This window comes from Limnothrix sp. FACHB-881, from assembly GCF_014698135.1.
Taxonomy (GTDB): Bacteria; Cyanobacteriota; Cyanobacteriia; order CACIAM-69d; family CACIAM-69d; genus CACIAM-69d.
This window is the reverse complement of the sequence record NZ_JACJSN010000011.1, coordinates 123,357-141,056: the sequence shown is the minus strand read 5'-3', so window position 1 is coordinate 141,056 and position 17,700 is coordinate 123,357. Positions and strand designations below refer to the sequence as shown.

Sequence of the window (17,700 nt, the reverse complement as noted above, 5' to 3'; positions counted from 1 at the left end):
AGCATTTCCCACTGGCAGCCAGTGCGCTGGACGTAAAAGATGCCATTGAGGATTTCTCGGAAATCAACTTCTATCGGATGTCCAAAGCCTTTAGGAGCGGGCAGCAGCGGCTGGAGGAGCACCCACTCATCATCGCTCAAATCACTGGGATAGGCTTTGCGGGTAGGATTGGCAATGACCGGGAGACGACTCATGAGCTGGGTGATGCTTCGGGTAGGTCTAGCCTAAAACCGGATTTAGAGCTACCAAGTCGGCTTTAGCTTCTCTTCATAAATTAGCTCTTAACAATTAGCGTTCATTACTCCTGGAACGCAACCAGGTTGATAAAGGACAATCTTTGGGTTGAGGAAATTGATAGGAGCGTTGAATACCTGCTGCGACCCAGTTAATTCTTGCGATAGAAAGGGAATTTGCCAATAATTTAGAAAATCAAGGTTTGGGGGCGGGTGTTGCGCCCCCGTTGTTTGGATGGGTTGTTTGGATGGGCGTTAATCAGATGGACATTTAGCCGAAAACGCGGTGCTCCAGGCAGGGCATTTGGCGACGGACTTGGGCCAGTCGATCGGGGTTGATTTCCGCGATCGCGAGGCCCACCGGATCCCCCGCGTCGGCCAAGATTGTGCCCCAAGGATCAATAATCACCGCGTGGCCATGGGACTGGCGGCGGCCGTAGTGGAGTCCCGTTTGGGCCGGGGCGATCGCGTAACAGGTGTTCTCGATCGCCCGGGCTTGCAGCAACACTTGCCAATGATCCTTGCCCGTGTAGGCCGTGAACGCTGCGGGCACAAACAACACATCTGCACCCTGTTTGGACAGATGGCGATATAGCTCTGGAAACCGCACGTCATAACAGACCGAGAGACCCAAATTGCCCAAATTGTCCGATCGATAGAGGGGCGGCAAGTGGGAACCGGCCAACACCGTTTGCGATTCGCGGTAGGTGTTGCCATCGGGCAAATCCACATCGAACAAATGCACCTTTTCGTATCGCACCACGGAGCCATCGGGATCCACCAGCAGCGCCGTGTTGGCCACCTGGTTGTCCGGCACTGGCACGGGAAATCCACCCCCCAAAATGGTGACCTGATATTTCTGGGCCATGGTTTTCAGGAATTTTTCGCTGGCGGCGGCGATCTCGCTGGCCTGGGCGAGTTTTGCGTTTTCTTCGCCCAAAAAGGAGAAGTTTTCCGGCAGGCCAATCAGTTCTGCCCCCCGGTTCACGGCCAGATCAATTAAGTCTTCGGCTTGGGCCAGGTTGTGGGCCAGATCGGGCTGGCTGTTCATTTGGACTGCCGCCGCCAGGTAGGACTTCATAGGTTCAGATCGGTTTAACAACAGGAATTAGGGGCAGATAGCCCGCATTAGATTATCCGTAAATTCTTCCCATTCGTTGCGTTCAGTTACACCCAAGTCATTAACCATGCCAAGTCCGAATGGCAGATTGAGCCGCAGGGAAGACGGATGGAAGGCGCACGGGAGGCGCATGAATTGTTTAAGAAATTCCGGCCGATCGCCCCTTGGCCCGATTCATGATAGGTTTATGGCTCTTTGCTGGACACTAGATGTCAGCGAGCAGACCCTTCATGCTGCATTTCGCTGCTGGAGTTGTGTTGATGATTGGAGCGTGATCGACCAGACCAGCATGGAATCAGGGTCTTGAGGAATCTGATGACGGGCCGATCGGCCCAGTCCAACCTACTGACGGGGCCAACGCAATGGCGTGAGGGTGACCCAACTGCCCGATCGCTGCCCTGGGTTTCGGGGCTGTTGCGTTGATTTTGACCGGGTTTTTGTGCGCTGGGTCGGGTTCGATCCGTTCAATCGAACAAAGACGGCTAGAATAACTTCGCTGCACTGGTTGCCGGTTGTGGCGATCGCTGCCCCAGCAGTCAATGCTATGCAGTCAACCTATGCAGTCAACCAGTGCAATCGAATGGTTGCCATCGAACTGAAGTCGCGGGGCAATACACCGTTGGGGGTGTTGGGCACAGGTGGAATCGCTACCGGTGACCTGCGATGGGGGTTCGATCGAGATTCGTCCAGAGGATGTCCACCGTGGAAAAATCGCTCGATGCGTTCTGGGGTCAGGTTTTGGATCAGCTCCAAAACCAACTGAGTCGGCCAACGTTTGAAACTTGGATCAAAACGGCCATCGCAGAGCGCTTAGACGATCAGGCTTTGGTGGTGCGGACTCCCACGCCCTTTGCTCGTAATTGGCTGCAAAAGTATTACCTAAAAGCTATTTCCCAGGCGGCCCGCGAAGTGCTGGGCCATGAGGTGGAAATTCAGATCGTGGCGGCCCGGGGTGATGAAAGCGTTGGCGGGGCGATCGACCCGGAAGCCTTTTTGCCGCCACCGGAGCCGATCGCCGATCCCCCCAGCGCCCCACCGATCGCCAGCCCTGCCCCCAGCGATCGGGGCCGCACCGCCACGGAACTGAACCCGAAATATACCTTTTCGCGCTTTGTGGTGGGGGCCAACAACCGCATGGCCCACGCGGCTTCCCTGGCGGTGGCCGAGTCGCCGGGTCGGGAATTTAACCCCCTGTTTTTGTGTGGGGGAGTGGGACTGGGCAAAACCCATTTGATGCAGGCGATCGGTCATTACCGTCTGGAAACGGATCCGAATGCCAGAATTTATTACGTTTCCACCGAACAATTCACCAATGATTTGATCGCCGCCATTCGCAAGGACGGAATGCAGCGGTTTCGGGAGTTTTACCGCGCCGTTGATGTGCTCATTGTGGATGACATTCAATTTATTGAAGGTAAAGAATATACCCAAGAAGAGTTTTTCTATACCTTCAATACGTTGCATGAAGCGGGTAAGCAAGTGGTGTTGGCGAGCGATCGCCCGCCCAGTCAAATTCCTCGGTTGCAAGAGCGGCTGTCGTCCCGATTTTCCATGGGCTTAATTGCCGATATTCAACCGCCGGACTTTGAAACCCGGATGGCCATTTTGCAGAAAAAAGCCGAGTATGAAAATATTCGGATGACCCGCGATGTTATTGAATATATTGCCGCTAGCTATACTTCCAATATTCGGGAATTGGAAGGGGCCCTAATTCGCGCGGTGGCCTATATTTCGATCTCGGGATTGCCGATGACGGTGCAGAACATTGCGCCGGTTTTGAACCCGCCCGTGGAAACGGTGGAAGCTTCGCCCGAGTCGGTGATTCAAATTGTGGCGGATGCGTTCAATATCTTGATCGAGGATTTGAAGGGCAATTCTCGCCGCCGAGAAATTAGCCAAGCCCGTCAAATTGGGATGTATTTGATGCGGCAACATACGGATTTGAGTTTGCCCCGAATTGGGGAAGAATTTGGCGGCAAAGATCACACCACGGTGATGTATAGCTGCGACAAAGTGGCGCAATTAAAGGATGCGGATCCGGAGTTTGCCCAAAATTTGCGCCAACTGAGCGATCGAATTAATTTGGCGGCTCAACCTCCGGCTCCACCAACGGCGAGTTAAGGGCATTCAGTTAAGAGTATTTCCGATTGCGGTAGGATAATCCCACTCTGTTTCATGACCATCAGCAGCCCTTCAGCAGTCCTATGAGCGAAATCAACAGTCAAGTTCAACGGGTTTCGGGTACTGGTTTGCCGTTACGCGGTGATGACATTGACACCGATCGCATCATTCCGGCTCGCTTTCTGCGCTGTGTCACCTTTGATGGGTTGGGTGAACATGCCTTTGCGGACGATCGCACCCAACTGAACGGCGAACATCCTTTTGATCAGGCTCAATACCAAGGGGCCAAGCTGTTGGTGGTGAATCGTAACTTTGGTTGTGGTTCCAGCCGCGAACATGCGCCCCAGGCGATCGCCCGTTGGGGCATTGGGGCGATTGTGGGCGAAAGTTTTGCGGAAATCTTCTTTAGCAATTGCGTGGCGATCGGGATTCCCTGCGTCACGGCTAGCCATGAGGATGTGTTGGCGTTGCAAGGGGCCATTGAAGCCAACCCCAGCGCCTCGGTGTCTTTGGATTTGGTGAATCTGACCGCTGAGATCGGAGACTTAACCATCACCGTCACCATGAAGGAAGGGCCGCGCCAGGCCTTCCTCAGCGGCATGTGGGATAGCTGCGGTCAATTGGTCAGTCAAGGAGAGGCCGTGCAGGCCACTGCTGGCCGTTTGCCTTACCTGGCTTGGGCCTAGGGCCTGTCGTCTTGCCCCCTACGATCTCGCCACGGTGGAATCCGGGTTGCAGACGAACGGGAAAGCCCCGATTTCCTAATTGCCAACTCCAAGCTCGCTGGCATCGATCACCGGGCGCATGGGCCCCAACTGGTCTTGGCCGGTGACCGATAGATCACTGTGGCACAGATAAAGCCGATCGCGGCAACGCCCCAACAGGTCATGCACCACCCGATCGAACCGATCGAGGTCTGCTTGTTCCTCGTCGTCTGGGGTGCGGCGGCGACCGTTCCAATCTTGCAGAAACAGGGGTGAGCCGAACAACACCGCTGCGCCCCCCCGGGGCCAAAGGGGCGAGGAGGCATCTAGCCAAAAGTGCCAGCGGTGGGAAAGGCGAGCGGTGCGGTACTGGAAAATATTGGCGAGGGTGATGCCGCTGGGGGCCGGGTTCAGCACTTGGCTGGGGAAGGGGTTGGCGGCGATCGTGCCGCGTCGTAACAGAGCAATGAATTTGTGGATGGTTTCCGTTTCCGGTGCTTGGGGATCAATGCGGTGGCTGATGTCCCAATAGCGATGGGCGGCTTCTAGGAGTTCGCGCAGGGCGGCCAATTCGGCGGGATCCAAGCGTCCCCCATGCCACAAAAACTGCTGAACGGCGCGATCGAGCACAATCAGGGGGCTGCGAACCAGGCGTTGGCGGAGTTGTTGCTGTTGCTCGCTAATCCACGATCGTAGCTTTTGATAGGCCATGGTGGCTCGGTAGCCCAACCGATCCCAACGGGCAAAGACTTCCACGGGCAACAGTTCCGGCCGCTGTCGATCGGGACGGAAGCAGTGATCGGCAATCAGGCCAGCACGCACGGGATCGATCGCCCGGCGCAGGCCCGTGGGGCTGGTTTCCGCCAAGTCCGGCAGCGCCAAATCTAACTCCGCTTCTGTCCCGATCGACCCGGCCCCGGTGGCCGCCGGTTCCGGGGTAGCCAACCAAGGATCCGGTTCCGTACTCAGCCCCACCAACATTTCCGCCACATCTTCCCGATTTAGCCAGTCGCCCAAACCCGGATAAACCAACGTCCACAGGGTCAGGAGCGATCGCACCGTGGGCGAACTAATCAAAGGGCGCTGGTTGCCCAACAGGGTTACGGGTAACCCCCGATCGCGCAGGATGGAGGCCAGGGTGTAGCCCGCGATCGAGTCCAAACCGGGACTAATCACCGCAATGTCCTGGGGTTGGAGGGCTTCCGTTTGGACGGCTTGCACAATGGTTTCGGCCGTTTCCCGCAGCAGTTGGGCCCGAGCAATGGTGGTCAGCACTTGCACCGTGGGGGGCCAGGCCTCGGCCCAGGGGGCGATCGCAAAGGGTTCCCGCGCCACCGTGCTTAGTAACGGAGCCACCCGTTGCACCAAATCGTGATTCGCGCGTCCCAAATCCAAATGATCGGTGCAGCGATCGGCTAAGGGCTGCAAGGCCACAGGATCCGCGCCCAACCCCAAGCGGCTGGCCCCATCCCGATTGTGGGTGTAGCCGGCCCAGGCCCCGCCTTCTTGCAACAGAGTCAGCAGCCGCCCTGCCAGGGCCGGAAAATCATCGGTGTCATCGGCCAACACCACTTGATAGCGTCGTTGCAGTCGATCGAGATAGCGCGGATCCGACAGCAAAAAGTGGCCATAGAGCCAACTCACCAGCCCGTAGGTGAGCAGACCGCGCCGCAAGCACCAGTCTCGCCACTCCACAATCAGAGCGCCCGCCCGATCGACCCAATTTCCCGGCAGTTCCACCGCTGCCGCTGGCCCCAGCCCTTGCACCAGCCGATCGGGAATTTCCGCCAAATCCGTGCCACTGTTGGCTGCTAACTGCAACAGATCCAACAGCCGCCGCACGGCCCGCTCTCGCAATGGCTGGGCGATCGGTGCATCAGGGTTTTCAGCCAGCGCCGGGCCCCACAACTGCCCCGCCAGTTCCTGTTCATTTTCCGGGCGCAACAGCAGCGGAAATTGCGGCACAAACCCCGCCCGCTCCGCCAGCAACGGATAGAACAGCATCACCTCCTGCTCAAAAAACCCCAGGGGGGTGGTGCAGTCGATGGCTGGCCAACCCACCGCCGCCAATCGCTCCATCAGGGCCCAACGGGTTTCGCTGCTGGCCGCCAGGGCCAACACCCGACTTCCCGGGGGCAACTGATCCCGCAAACCCTGGAACCAATCCACCAGGGTTTGGGTTTTGCCGCTGAGGGCCCCGCCTGTAATCCAAATTGATCGGGCGATCGCAGCCGGGCGATCGGGCGCAAACGTGGCGGAGGCCGGGAAATGGTTAGCCACAAGCACGGAAAAATGATGGTTTTGCTATGATACCGATCGCCCAGTGATTCCAAACGATCACCCCAATACCCAAGCCTCAAGTCCCGCCCCAGGGTTGCCCTTTGGGTCTCGTTGGGCAACTGCGGTTGTGGGGTTAAATAACGGCTCGGAATTCCCTGAATTTTCCTCAGGGAAAGATGTCAACCTGTCAGCCCGATCGCTGGCCACAGCATTTCAACCGCCTTTGAACAATATGAAGAATCGGTGGCTTCCGGGTTTGCGATCGCTCTGGGCGAATGCGGGGAGTTGGTATGAGTCCACCCCAGAACGGGCGCTCAACCAGGCCTATGAAGCGGCCCTCGCCATTCGGGCCCTGGAAGATCGCTACTTCGAGGGCAATCCAATCGACCTCGACAGCACCCGCTACGGTGACAGCACCTGCGATTACTTTCGCACCGAGCTGCAAAAACAACTGAAAATGATCGATGTGCGGTTGTGGGAATTCAACAGCAGCAATGCTTTTTTGGATTTTGGCACCAAAATGATCGGGATTCCCGGCCGCAAAACCGAAGCGGGCCTGAGCAATCCCAACGCCCCGATCGCCACCAGCACCGACGCAAGCGGCCGACGATTTTCGGAGCCGGGCGATCGCTCCTTCATCGTGCTCAAAAAACTGGAGCTAATTGACAATACCTTGGATCGCTATGTCCACGGTCGATCGGTCGATCGGCTGGAACTCAACAGCGACAACCTGCCCGCCACCCCGGAGGAATCGCCGCCCGTCACCGCCACCACCACCGCCGCCCTAGACCAGTCCCGATCGTGGCAGGCCGCCGCCAACGCCGCCAAAATTCGCCCCAAGCGGCCCTCCAGTTGGCGAACCGGGGCCCTGAACGTGGCCACGCGCAACATTTCCGGCGGAATGCGCAAACCCTCCGCCACCGGCAGCACCGGCCTCATTCCCCGATCACTCCTCACCACCTTCGATCGTGTGCGGCGCGACCTGGACGATCGTTCCGAAGAAGAAGTGCTGCAAAACTATCGCACCTCCAAAGTTCGGACGATCGTTTCGCTCAAATTCATCTTGCTGCTGATTTTGGTGCCCCTGTTGGTGCAGCAGATGTCCAAAAACTTCCTGGTGGGGCCGATCGTCGATCGGGTCTATCACCCCAGCATCAACAACGTCTTCCTCAACATGGACATGCAAGAAGAAGCCATGGTTGAGCTAGAGCGCTATGAAAACTTCCTGCACTTCCAGTCCCTCTTGGGCAAAACGCCCAAACTCACCCCCGAAGAAATTGAGGAAAAAGTTCAAGAAAAAGCTGAAGAAATTGCCAATGAATCCTGGGTTCGCAGCGCCGATGCCCTCAAAAATGTCTTTTCCGATTTCCTGTCCCTGGCCGGGTTTGGGCTAGTGATTGCCTATAGTCGCGAAGAAATTGCCGTCCTCAAGTCCTTCATTGATGAGATTATGTATGGTCTGAGCGACAGCGCTAAGGCCTTCGTGATTATTCTTTCAACCGATATCTTTGTGGGATATCACTCGGCCCACGGCTGGGAAGTGGTGGTCAGCGGCATTTCTCGACACCTGGGGCTACCGGAAAATAAAGACTTCATGTTTTTGTTTATTGCGACCTTTCCGGTGATTTTGGATGCCGTGATTAAGTATTGGATTTTCCGATATCTCAATCGCATTTCACCTTCCGCCGTTGCCACTTACAAAGACATGAACGAGTAGCCCGTTTCCAGTTCTTCTCCACCCTTGCCCGCCCATGATTACCCCAACCATTCAGTGGTATCCCGGTCACATTGCCAAAGCCGAAAAAGCCCTTTTGGAGCAACTCAAATTGGTGGATGTGGTTTTTGAGGTGCGGGATGCGCGGATTCCCCTGGCCACCCATCACCCAAAGTTGCAAAGTTGGCTGGAGCGCCCCGGCACCAAAACCGGCCGCGTGTTGGTGCTGAATCGGGTGGACTCCATCCCGGGGCCCGTTCGCCAAAATTGGGAACAGTGGATGCGATCGCAAGGGGAAACACCCTATTTCACCGATGCACGCCAGGGTCAGGGGGTCAAGTCGATCGCCCATGCGGCCCAGGATGTGGCGGCTTGGGTGAATGAGCGGCGGCTGCAACGGGGAATGCGGCCGCGGCCGGTGCGGGCTGCGGTGATTGGGTTTCCGAATGTGGGCAAGTCGGCGCTGATTAATCGGTTGGTGAAGCGGCGCGTGGTCGAAAGTGCGGCCAAACCGGGGGTAACACGCCAATTGCGGTGGGTGCGAATTTCTTCAGAATTGGAATTACTGGATGCGCCGGGCATTTTGCCCGCCAATTTGGTGGATCAGTCGGCGGCCGTGAAGTTAGCCATTTGTGACGACATTGGCCAAGCGGCCTACGACAACCAAAAGGTGGCGGCGGCTTTGGTGGATTTGCTTTGTGGGTTGAATTTGGATCCGCAACCGACGCTCGAAACCCCGGTGGACATTTCACCAAAAGATTCATCAGAAACTTCACTAGAAACTTCGCCAGAATCCTTAACAGAAACCTCCACGGCAACTCCAACGGCAACGGCCCGATCGACGGGCGATCGGGCACTGGAAAAACGCTATGGCTTGGCTCCGGGACTCCTGAACGGCGAGGATTATGTGCCCGCGTTGGCGGAATTTCGTTATCAGGGCGATCGGGAACGAGCTGCCCGTACCCTGTTGCAAGACTTTCGGAAGGGCGCGTTGGGTAATTTGCCCCTGGAACTACCGCCCAGTTAGCAAGCCAATTCAAATCAAGCCAATTCAAATCAAGTTAATTCAAATCAAGCCAATTCAAATCACTTCAGCCCTATTCGATCCTGCTCGATCCTATTTGCCCCTGATAATTTGTTTTTTCATTCTCTGCCCATCGTTCCCTTAGCTCCATGCAAATTGTTCACCACACCCTGAAACGAAACACCGATTCAGGGATTGAAATCTATGATTTAACCCCCGAAATTCGCGAAAAAGTTACTGAATTTTGTCACCAAACCGGTGCTCAAAATGGTCAAATTTTGGTCTCTTCTTTGCACACCACCACGGCCTTGGCGGTGAATGAATATGAAGTGCGCTTGTTGCAGGATCTAAAAGTTTGGCTAAAAACTTTGGCTCCACCCATGGGTTCCTATCGCCACAACGATCTGCATTTGCGAGATGTGCCGGAAGATGAGCCGATCAATGCCCATTCCCATCTGATGGCGATCGCCCTGAGTAACTCGCAGGTGATTCCTCTAGTGAACGGGGCACTGGGTTTGGGGCAATGGCAATCGGTGTTGCTGTTTGAGTTAGACGGCCCCCGATCGCGCTCCGTGTCTCTGCAAATTTGGGGTATTTAAGGGGTGCTTAAACGGTTGACTAACCCATTCTGACTTGGGAAATTGCCCCCGTTGAACTATTAGCCACAGGCTTTACCTTTGAAGCGTTGCTTGCCGTTGTGGATACGACCCTTTTTGACCGTGTAGCCGGATTGGCATTGAGGATAAGCAGACATGAACTGGAGCTATGAATGATGACTTCTAGGCTCGCATCATTACTTCACAGGCACTACCGCACCACCCACAAAAATACAGTCCCCAAAAAAGTACAGATCGAAAAAATACAGATCAAAAAAGGGAGCCGATCGACTCCCTTGAAAGCTATCTTTTCAAGCCGCATCCAGACTCATAAGCCTGGATTCAGGCATGATTAATTTGCTAAAGACACCCTAGGAAATTCCTGGGAATCCTATTTCTGCATCCAGCTAAACATGGCCCGCAGATCCTTGCCGACTTCCTCGATCGGGTGTTCTGCTTCCCGACGACGCATGGCCGTGAAGCCAGCCTTACCGGACTGATTTTCCAACACGAAATTGCGGGCGAAGGTTCCATCTTGGATATCCTTCAGCACCCGACGCATTTCATCCTTGGTTTCGTCAGTGATGATGCGGGGGCCCGTCACGTAATCACCGTATTCCGCCGTGTTGGAGATGCTGTCGCGCATCTTGGCCAAACCGCCTTCCACCACCAAGTCCACAATCAGCTTCACTTCGTGCAAGCACTCGAAGTAAGCCAACTCGGGCTGATAACCCGCTTCCACCAGGGTTTCAAAACCTGCCTTGATCAGGGCGCTCAAGCCACCGCAAAGCACCGCTTGCTCACCAAACAGGTCGGTTTCCGTTTCTTCGCGGAAGGTGGTTTCCAAGATGCCGCCGCGCGTGCCACCGATGCCCTTGGCGTAGGCCATGGCCAGGTCACGGGCCTTGCCGGTTGCGTCTTGATAAACCGCAAACAGAGCAGGCACGCCTTGGCCTTGCTCATAGGTGCGGCGCACCAGATGGCCGGGGCCCTTAGGAGCCACCATCACCACGTCCACATCGGCGGGGGGAACCACTTGGCCAAAGTGAATGTTGAAGCCGTGGGCGAAGGCCAACAATTTGCCCGCGCTCAGGTTCGGCAGAATTTCGTTGCTGTAAACGGTCTTTTGCACTTCATCGGGCAGCAGAATCATGATGAAGTCGGCACGCTTGGCGGCTTCGGCCACGGACACGACTTCTAGACCGGCTTCCCGCGCTTTGGCGGTGGATTTGCTGCCTTCGTAAAGGCCGACAATGACGTTTACGCCGCTATCTTTGAGGTTAAGGGCGTGGGCATGGCCCTGGGAGCCATAGCCGACGATCGCGACGGTTTTGCCGTTCAGCAGGTCTAGGTTTGCGTCGTTGTCGTAGTACAACCGAGCCATTTGATTTCTCCTTCGGACGTGGGCCGTGCAAGGGGCATTGCAAGTGTTCGATCCTAGCGCAAAACGGCACGGGAACCGTTGGCCCGGCTCAGGTTGCCTGTGGGCCAAACGTCAAACGGTACGGGAACCGTTGATTTGGCTCAGGTTGCCCTTGGGGAACGCGATCGAGGATTGGTCGTCAAGCGATTTATAGGGAACGTTGAAAGAGGTTTGGGTATGGCGTTGCTAGTGCTGACCGATGGGGATGATCGGCTGAATTTGACGGAAGCCCAGGCGGTTTTGGGGCAGGGGGGCAATGACTCCCTAACCGGAACCAGTGGCGATGACATCCTCTACGGCGGCCTGGGCAACGACACCCTGATCGGCGGTGCTGGAGCCGACATTCTGGGCGGCAACGAGGGGGACAATCGCCTGCGAGGAGGGGCGGGCAGCGATATTTTTGTGATTGAGGCCGGAACCGGCACAGCAGCGGCCCTGCAACGGATTGAGGATTTTGATCCAACGAGCGATCGAATTGGGCTGGCTCCGGGGTTGCGGTTCGAGGATTTGGAGATTGTGCGGGTTAGCGATCGCGCCAATGACACCATCGCCACCAGCACCACCGACAGCCCCGGCGAAGTGCTGATTTTTCTGAAAGGCACGACCAATCTGCTGGCCCGGGTGGCCAATGTGCGGTTGGCAGACTTGGGGCGCGATCGATTCGTGGAAGCGGAGGTGCTGCAATTTAGCGACAGCACTTTTCAGATTCGGGAAGATGGCACACCGTTCACCAGTATTCGCATTGAGCGCAGTTTTCCCTTTCTGAAATCGCCAATCACCACCAAAACGGTCACGGTGGGTGTGAGCAATGGCACGGCGATCTTGGGCCAAGATTTGCGCTTGGATGGGCCGATCGTGGCGGAGTTTGGGGCCGATGAGCGATCGGTCTCGGTGGTGTTGCCGTTGGTGGATGACCTGCTGGTGGAGGGAACGGAAACCCTGCGCCTCACCTTGGCGGATCCAACCGGGGGCAGCAAACTGGGCGATCGCACGCAGGCGACCCTCTTGATTGAGGACAATGACCAGCCTTCAGCGGCTTCGCCGGGACGATTAGATTTCAGCGGCTCCGTCTACAGCGTTGAAGAAAGCGATGGCTCCGCCCTGATCGCCATCACGCGCACGGGGGGCACCAACGGCGACATTACCGCCACGATCGATATTGTCAATGACAGCGCGATCGTCTTCCGCGACCTGGGCGCACCGGAACCCACCGTGGTGCGGTTTGCCGACGGAGACAGCACCACCCAATTTGTCCGGGTTCCTCTGATTGACAACTTTGTGGAGGACGGAACCCGCAGCGCCATTTTGCGGCTGGTGAACCTGACCAACGGAGCCAGCACCGGAGAACGCCCCGCCGCCCGCTTGGAAATCATCGACAACGACGGCCCCGCCGGGACTTTATCCTTCAGCCAGCCGGTTTTTAGCGTGGTGGAAGGCCAGGCGATCGCCTCGGTGACGGTCACCCGCAGCAACGGCAGCAGCGGCCCCGTCACCGCCCTCATTTCCACCACCAGCGGCACGGCGGTTCCCGGTGCTGATTTTGGCATTCCTGCCAGTACGCTGGTGAGCTTTGCCGACGGGGACACCACACCCAAAACCATTCAATTCTCGATCGGGGATGATGCCCTGTTGGAAACCACCGAAGTGGTGAATTTGGCCCTGGTGAACCCGACGGGCGGGGCCTTGCTGGGGCGGCAAAATACGGCCGTGTTGGAGATTGCCGATAACGATCGATTCACAGCCCAGGTCAACTTTGGGCAAGTGCGCGATCTCCAGCCGATCGGCACTGATCCAATCACGGGCGTTCAATTTTCCAGCAATGCCCTAGGAATTTTGGATTACAACGCGGGTGGCAGCGGCAACTTCACCGATCCGCTGCTGAATGCCGGAACTGCCGCCCAAGTGATGACCTACGGAGAAGGGCGATCGATTGTGATGACCGTGGCCAACGGGTTTCGCGATCGACTTAGTTTCCGTTATGCGGCCCCCTTTGCCCTTGATCCGCGCCGGGATCCCGATGGGGATGGCCGCCATGAAGTGACCCTCTACGATGGGCCCAACGGCACCGGAAACATTTTGGCCATCATCGATCTGCCCCTGACCGCCGACAGCAACTTACCCGTGGGAGCCTATGCCCTGACCCGCGATCCCTTCGTGGTGAACTTCAGTGGTATTGCCCGATCGGTCACCTTCGGCAGCCAAGCAGACAAGCTGATTTTGGACGACATCGCGATCGGCTAGGCTGCTCGCCACTGCAATTCGTAGCCTGCTGAACAGCAAAAATTTTGATTTGCTTCAACATTGACGGGTCGCATATCTAGTGTTTGACTGAAAAAGGTTTTCTGTTTCACGCTAGATATTGTGGGTGTCCCATCAGCTATGGTCTCGCAACTTGAGGTTTCCACCCTATCGCGATCGTCCAACTCCCTCGCTCATGGTTTGGTGCAGGTGTTTACCGCGCCCCGGCGAACGTTTCTGACAGATGTAATGGCCCAGGCCCTGCGCGTGGCCGGCCAGGGACAGTCGGTGTTAGTGGCCCAATTCCTCAAGGGCGGTATTCGTCAGGGCAGCGACCATCCGATCTCCTTGGTGCAACGGCTGGATTGGCTGCGTTGTGACCTCTCGCGCAATTTGGATGAAACCCAGCCCACACCCGAAGAAATCGCCGCCATTCGTGATCTTTGGCAACAGGTGGTCGATCGGGTGCAATCGGCACAATACGAGCTAATCGTGTTGGATGAATTAAGCTTGGCAATTCGGCTGGGGGCGATCGACTGCAAGGAAGTGCTGGATTTGCTCGATCGCTGCCCGCAACACCTGGACGTGATTTTGACTGGGCCCGACGTACCTCAATCGCTGTTGGATGCGGCTGACCAAATCACCGAAGTGCGTCGCAGTCGTCGTTCTTGATCGTTAACTCTGGCTTGTGTGGGCTGGTCTGCTCGATCGGGACTGCGCCCTAGATTGCGCCGCCCCCGAAAGCCATCACAGCCAGGGGTAGCAAGCCCAAGGCTGCTTTATGCTAAGGTGGCTTGCTGCCCTACCTCACTCGCTGACGATCATGCTCAAGAACGATGCCTGGATTACCGAGATGGCCCGCCAAGGGATGATTTCCCCCTTCGAGCCAAAACTTGTACGGCGCATCGAGCAGCATCCCGTCATCTCCTATGGGTGCAGCAGTTTTGGCTATGACATCCGCCTGTCGCCCAAGGAATTCAAAATTTTTCGCCACATTCCTGGCACAGTCGTTGATCCCAAAAACTTCAACCCCGCCAACCTGGATCCCGCCGAGCTACACCACGATGAGAACGGTGAATTTTTCATCCTGCCGGCCCACTCCTACGGCCTCGGAGTCGCCCTAGAGCATTTACAAATTCCCGACACCATCACCGTCCTTTGCATCGGCAAAAGCACCTACGCCCGTGTCGGTTTGATTGCCAACTTGACCCCAGCAGAGGCGGGCTGGCGCGGCCATTTGACCCTGGAAATTTCCAACGCATCGAGCGCCGATTGCCGGATCTATGCCAATGAAGGCATTGTGCAATTGCTCTTTATGGAAGGGGATCCTTGCGAAGTCAGCTATGAAACCCGCCGGGGGAAATATCAAGACCAACCCGAGTCGATCGTGATTGCTCGAGTCTAATTCGCACCCAGTTTGCCGGTTATCCATCTCCCTTTTCCTGCCCCTCATTGTCGCTTTCCCTCGAACGTCATGGATCTGTTTCGTGTTGAAGTGCTTTCCGCCATGCCCAATCCTCAGCAGTTGGTGTGGGCAGCCATGCACCAGGATTATTCGGAAAACTTTGTGGTTGATGAGCGCGATCAATTCCCCGACGAGGCCCGAGCGGGTGAATTAATTATCAAGCACCTTTTACAGGGAAATCGGGGACATTTTGGGCCGATCGAGCATCCGCAAATTGTGTTTAATGTGGGCTTTTTCCCCCATTCAACCATGCAACAATTGCGGACTCATCGAGTAGGAATCTCCTTCGATGTTCAATGTCTAGCAGGCAGCACAGAAATTACCTTTGTTAACTGTGAAGGTGAAACTAGTCAAAAACACAAAAGAACGATCGCTGAACTTCATGACCTCTGGACAAATGGCGAACGGTCTATCCGAGAGCGCCAAATTCGAGGTCGCCATGGTGAACCACCAGGAACTTATCGACGAAGTTGTCGAAAACGCCTGCAAAAAATGCGATTGCGGGTGCTCAATGAAGAAACCGGCTTTTTTGAAACGGGTCATATTCAAGACGTGATGTGCAGTGGTCTGCAACCCGTTTATCGAGTGACACTCGAAAATGGAAAGACATTGGACTGCACCACGAACCATCGTTTGTTCACAGATCAGGGCTGGAAAACAATGGCAGAAGCTGTTGGGCTAGTCGTGGACGAACAAGGTGAGGTTCTACGGATTGAGCGCGATCGCTTTGTCATATGCAACGGGATTGCTGTTTCTGCGGAAATACCCACTTACCAAAACCAAGCCTGGTTAACGTATCAAATTCAGCAGGGGAAAACCGCACCGGAAATCGCTCGCCTGGCCCGTTGCAGCTCTAAAACCATTCGCATTTGGTCAGAGCGCTATGGTTTGACCTTGCCCAAAAGCCACCCTGGACGACGCGCAGGTGAACAACCCAAATTTAAGAATCAGGATTGTCCCGTACATAGGGATATTCAGTGGTTAAAAGACCAGATTGCAGCCGGATCCTATGCGGATGAAATGGCTGTCCTGGCGGGTTGTTCCGTCTCTGCAATTAAAAAATGGGTGTATCACTACGGGTTAACTCTCAACAAACGCCCCGCTGGCCAGGCAACACCCTGGAACAAAAATCGAGGGGGCTATAGCCTGCATTTATCAGACGATTCCCGTCAAGCTCGACGCGCCCTGAGCTGTCAATTCACTCGCCGGGGTTCGGAATCTAATTTTTGGCGCGGCGGGGTTTCTTCGGAACGCACGATGAATGCAGCTTGGACAAGACAAATCGCCCCCCAAGTACATCAAAAATTTGATTACACTTGCCAAAACTGTGGTGTACGCGGCGGGGAACTCCATGCCCACCATTTAGTGCCAGTTTTTGCGAACCCTGGGCTGGCTTATGAATTTGACAATTTAGTGACGCTCTGTTGCGACTGTCATCAAACAATTCACCACAATCATCAAGAAAAAGCCTTTGCTGAACGTTTTCACCAGCAAGGGTTAGTCATGGCTGATCCAAGCTGCTGGCTAGAAAAACCCAAGCCACCCAGTCGGAAGTTGCAAGCTCATCCTGTGCGGGTGATTGCGGTGGAATACTTGGGAGTCCAGATGACCTATGACTTGGAGGTGAGTGGAGATTGGCACAACTTTGTGGCTAACGGACTCGTGGTTCACAATTCCTTCCGATATTCGGGAATGCGAATTTTGGATGTTTTGAATGGCACTCGATCGCTTGAGGAAATTTTCTACCTGCGGCCGGTTGGTTACTACGCCGATCGCCAAGGGAAAAAGTATTTTTATTCGCCTGAGCAACGGCAAGCGGATTTGGATTGGTGCTTAGAAGCTTGCAAGCGCTATAAGCAACGGATTGAGGAAGGCCTGTCCGAAGAGCACGCTCGCGGGTTGATTCCCTTCGATGTGCGCCAGCATTTCGTGATGAGTTGCAATGCCCGATCGCTCATGCACATTCTCGATTTGCGAGCCAAAGCTGACGCACAGTTGGAAATTCAAAAGCTGTGCGACTTGTTGATGGTGCATTTCAAAAATTGGATGCCGGCCTTGGCCGATTGGTATGAAACCAATCGGTTGGGTAAGGCGCGGTTGTCGCCCTAGCGCTGATTATTGACGGTTGGCCGAATGATAATCACGGTGGTGCGATCGAACCCAGGGGGCAGCCCGGGCGGTACTGGAGAGCTGGGATTGTTCGGTGTGGCGCTAGGGGTGTTGCTGCGGGGGCGATTGGCTCCCTCGCTCACGGTGCTGGGTGTGCCGCTACCGGTTGCACCGCGCCCACCCAGAGGATCCGCCATCCCATCCAGAGCATCAATCACAAAGGTTTCGGAAAAGCCGGTGCGGGCCGGCCGCCGGGACTCTTCAAAAAAAGAGGGCTTGGGGCTGCTGCCCGAAGAGCCACTGGGGGCTGCTGGCTGGGCGATCGCCCCCAGTGTTCCTAACCCCACGCCCAACAAGACTCCGATCGCCCCGCCGCTCAAACGCCATCCCCAGACCATAACCCGCCCCATCGCGATCGCCCTCTTCACTAATCAAGCTCAACAGTTCAGGCAAAATTTCTCGGATTGTAGCCAAGTTATTGCCCCAGCCTGCACCCAGATCGCTATCCAACCCGATCGTCATCCAGATTGAATCCGGCGAACTGCCGCGCTAGGATTCCTAAGCGGTGGCAAGAAACGCCAGCAGTTCCCCCGTTGGAATTGCTAGACGAACAAGAGCCATCGATCGTTTCCCTCGTCGCCGCCCAACCTAGAAAACTGCTCCACCCGATCGG

At 55.8% G+C, this 17,700-nt stretch carries 14 protein-coding genes; 9 read left to right on the top strand and 5 right to left on the bottom strand.

Going from position 1 to position 17,700, the window contains the following annotated elements; all coding sequences use genetic code 11:
- Both H6G52_RS12010 and H6G52_RS12005 read right to left on the bottom strand, forming a co-directional pair.
- A partial coding sequence (locus tag H6G52_RS12010; RefSeq protein WP_190527913.1) for a transposase occupies positions 1 to 194 on the bottom strand: 194 nt, incomplete at its 3' end.
- 310 nt (positions 195 to 504) lie between these two features.
- Positions 505 to 1,314, bottom strand: a complete 810-nt coding sequence (locus tag H6G52_RS12005) for a carbon-nitrogen hydrolase family protein (RefSeq protein WP_099533253.1) — start codon at positions 1,312 to 1,314, stop codon at positions 505 to 507.
- 741 nt (positions 1,315 to 2,055) lie between these two features.
- Here H6G52_RS12005 and dnaA point away from each other — a divergent pair.
- Both dnaA and leuD read left to right on the top strand, forming a co-directional pair.
- Positions 2,056 to 3,474, top strand: a complete 1,419-nt coding sequence (gene dnaA, locus H6G52_RS12000; protein ID WP_190354999.1) for a chromosomal replication initiator protein DnaA — start codon at positions 2,056 to 2,058, stop codon at positions 3,472 to 3,474.
- 92 nt (positions 3,475 to 3,566) lie between these two features.
- A complete protein-coding gene (gene leuD, locus H6G52_RS11995) occupies positions 3,567 to 4,160 on the top strand; it encodes a 3-isopropylmalate dehydratase small subunit (RefSeq protein ID WP_190528584.1) in 594 nt (197 codons plus the stop codon).
- Between the two features lie 75 nt (positions 4,161 to 4,235).
- Here the strand turns inward: leuD and H6G52_RS11990 are convergent, their stop codons facing one another.
- Positions 4,236 to 6,458: a recombinase family protein gene (locus H6G52_RS11990; RefSeq protein ID WP_199312358.1), complete on the bottom strand. Its 2,223-nt coding sequence runs from the start codon at positions 6,456 to 6,458 to the stop codon at positions 4,236 to 4,238.
- A gap of 43 nt (positions 6,459 to 6,501) precedes the next feature.
- On the opposite strand from H6G52_RS11990, the gene H6G52_RS11985 reads away from it, so the two are divergent.
- The 3 genes from H6G52_RS11985 (at position 6,502) to H6G52_RS11975 (ending at position 9,795) form a co-directional block, all read left to right on the top strand.
- Positions 6,502 to 8,175: a proton extrusion protein PcxA gene (locus H6G52_RS11985; RefSeq protein ID WP_370567700.1), complete on the top strand. Its 1,674-nt coding sequence runs from the start codon at positions 6,502 to 6,504 to the stop codon at positions 8,173 to 8,175.
- A 34-nt stretch (positions 8,176 to 8,209) separates the two neighbouring features.
- The gene (gene ylqF, locus H6G52_RS11980; RefSeq protein ID WP_190528556.1) at positions 8,210 to 9,199 is read left to right on the top strand and encodes a ribosome biogenesis GTPase YlqF; all 990 of its coding nucleotides are present in this window, start codon (positions 8,210 to 8,212) and stop codon (positions 9,197 to 9,199) included.
- Between the two features lie 146 nt (positions 9,200 to 9,345).
- A complete protein-coding gene (locus H6G52_RS11975; protein WP_190528553.1) occupies positions 9,346 to 9,795 on the top strand; it encodes a secondary thiamine-phosphate synthase enzyme YjbQ in 450 nt (149 codons plus the stop codon).
- A gap of 388 nt (positions 9,796 to 10,183) precedes the next feature.
- On the opposite strand, the gene ilvC is transcribed toward H6G52_RS11975, so the two are convergent.
- Positions 10,184 to 11,176, bottom strand: coding sequence for a ketol-acid reductoisomerase (gene ilvC / locus H6G52_RS11970; protein WP_099533592.1), 993 nt, complete (start codon positions 11,174 to 11,176; stop codon positions 10,184 to 10,186).
- Positions 11,177 to 11,392: 216 nt separating this feature from the next.
- On the opposite strand from ilvC, the gene H6G52_RS11965 reads away from it, so the two are divergent.
- From H6G52_RS11965 to H6G52_RS11950, 4 genes are all read left to right on the top strand, one after another.
- Positions 11,393 to 13,456, top strand: coding sequence for a Calx-beta domain-containing protein (locus tag H6G52_RS11965; protein ID WP_190528548.1), 2,064 nt, complete (start codon positions 11,393 to 11,395; stop codon positions 13,454 to 13,456).
- A 138-nt stretch (positions 13,457 to 13,594) separates the two neighbouring features.
- Positions 13,595 to 14,125 carry a cob(I)yrinic acid a,c-diamide adenosyltransferase gene (locus H6G52_RS11960; protein ID WP_190528547.1) on the top strand — a complete coding sequence of 177 codons (531 nt, stop codon included), beginning with the start codon at positions 13,595 to 13,597 and terminating at the stop codon, positions 14,123 to 14,125.
- A gap of 151 nt (positions 14,126 to 14,276) precedes the next feature.
- Complete coding sequence (gene dcd, locus H6G52_RS11955) at positions 14,277 to 14,858, top strand: dCTP deaminase (protein ID WP_190528545.1); 582 nt, start codon at positions 14,277 to 14,279, stop codon at positions 14,856 to 14,858.
- 69 nt (positions 14,859 to 14,927) lie between these two features.
- Positions 14,928 to 17,027 (top strand): FAD-dependent thymidylate synthase, encoded by a 2,100-nt coding sequence (locus tag H6G52_RS11950; protein ID WP_190528542.1) that lies wholly within the window; start codon positions 14,928 to 14,930, stop codon positions 17,025 to 17,027.
- Here the strand turns inward: H6G52_RS11950 and H6G52_RS11945 are convergent.
- Positions 17,024 to 17,437, bottom strand: a complete 414-nt coding sequence (locus H6G52_RS11945) for a hypothetical protein (RefSeq protein WP_190528532.1) — start codon at positions 17,435 to 17,437, stop codon at positions 17,024 to 17,026. The genes H6G52_RS11950 and H6G52_RS11945 overlap by 4 nt on opposite strands.
- Positions 17,438 to 17,700: the final 263 nt, after the last annotated feature.

Bases quoted from the DNA above. Each gene is read 5' to 3' on its own strand.
- H6G52_RS12005 (WP_099533253.1), bottom strand. From the start codon at position 1,314: ATGAAGTCCTACCTGGCGGCGGCAGTCCAAATGAACAGCCAGCCCGAT.
- ylqF (WP_190528556.1), top strand. From the start codon at position 8,210: ATGATTACCCCAACCATTCAGTGGTATCCCGGTCACATTGCCAAAGCC.
- H6G52_RS11975 (WP_190528553.1), top strand. From the start codon at position 9,346: ATGCAAATTGTTCACCACACCCTGAAACGAAACACCGATTCAGGGATT.
- ilvC (WP_099533592.1), bottom strand. From the start codon at position 11,176: ATGGCTCGGTTGTACTACGACAACGACGCAAACCTAGACCTGCTGAAC.
- H6G52_RS11965 (WP_190528548.1), top strand. From the start codon at position 11,393: ATGGCGTTGCTAGTGCTGACCGATGGGGATGATCGGCTGAATTTGACG.
- H6G52_RS11960 (WP_190528547.1), top strand. From the start codon at position 13,595: ATGGTCTCGCAACTTGAGGTTTCCACCCTATCGCGATCGTCCAACTCC.
- dcd (WP_190528545.1), top strand. From the start codon at position 14,277: ATGCTCAAGAACGATGCCTGGATTACCGAGATGGCCCGCCAAGGGATG.
- H6G52_RS11950 (WP_190528542.1), top strand. From the start codon at position 14,928: ATGGATCTGTTTCGTGTTGAAGTGCTTTCCGCCATGCCCAATCCTCAG.
- H6G52_RS11945 (WP_190528532.1), bottom strand. From the start codon at position 17,437: ATGGGGCGGGTTATGGTCTGGGGATGGCGTTTGAGCGGCGGGGCGATC.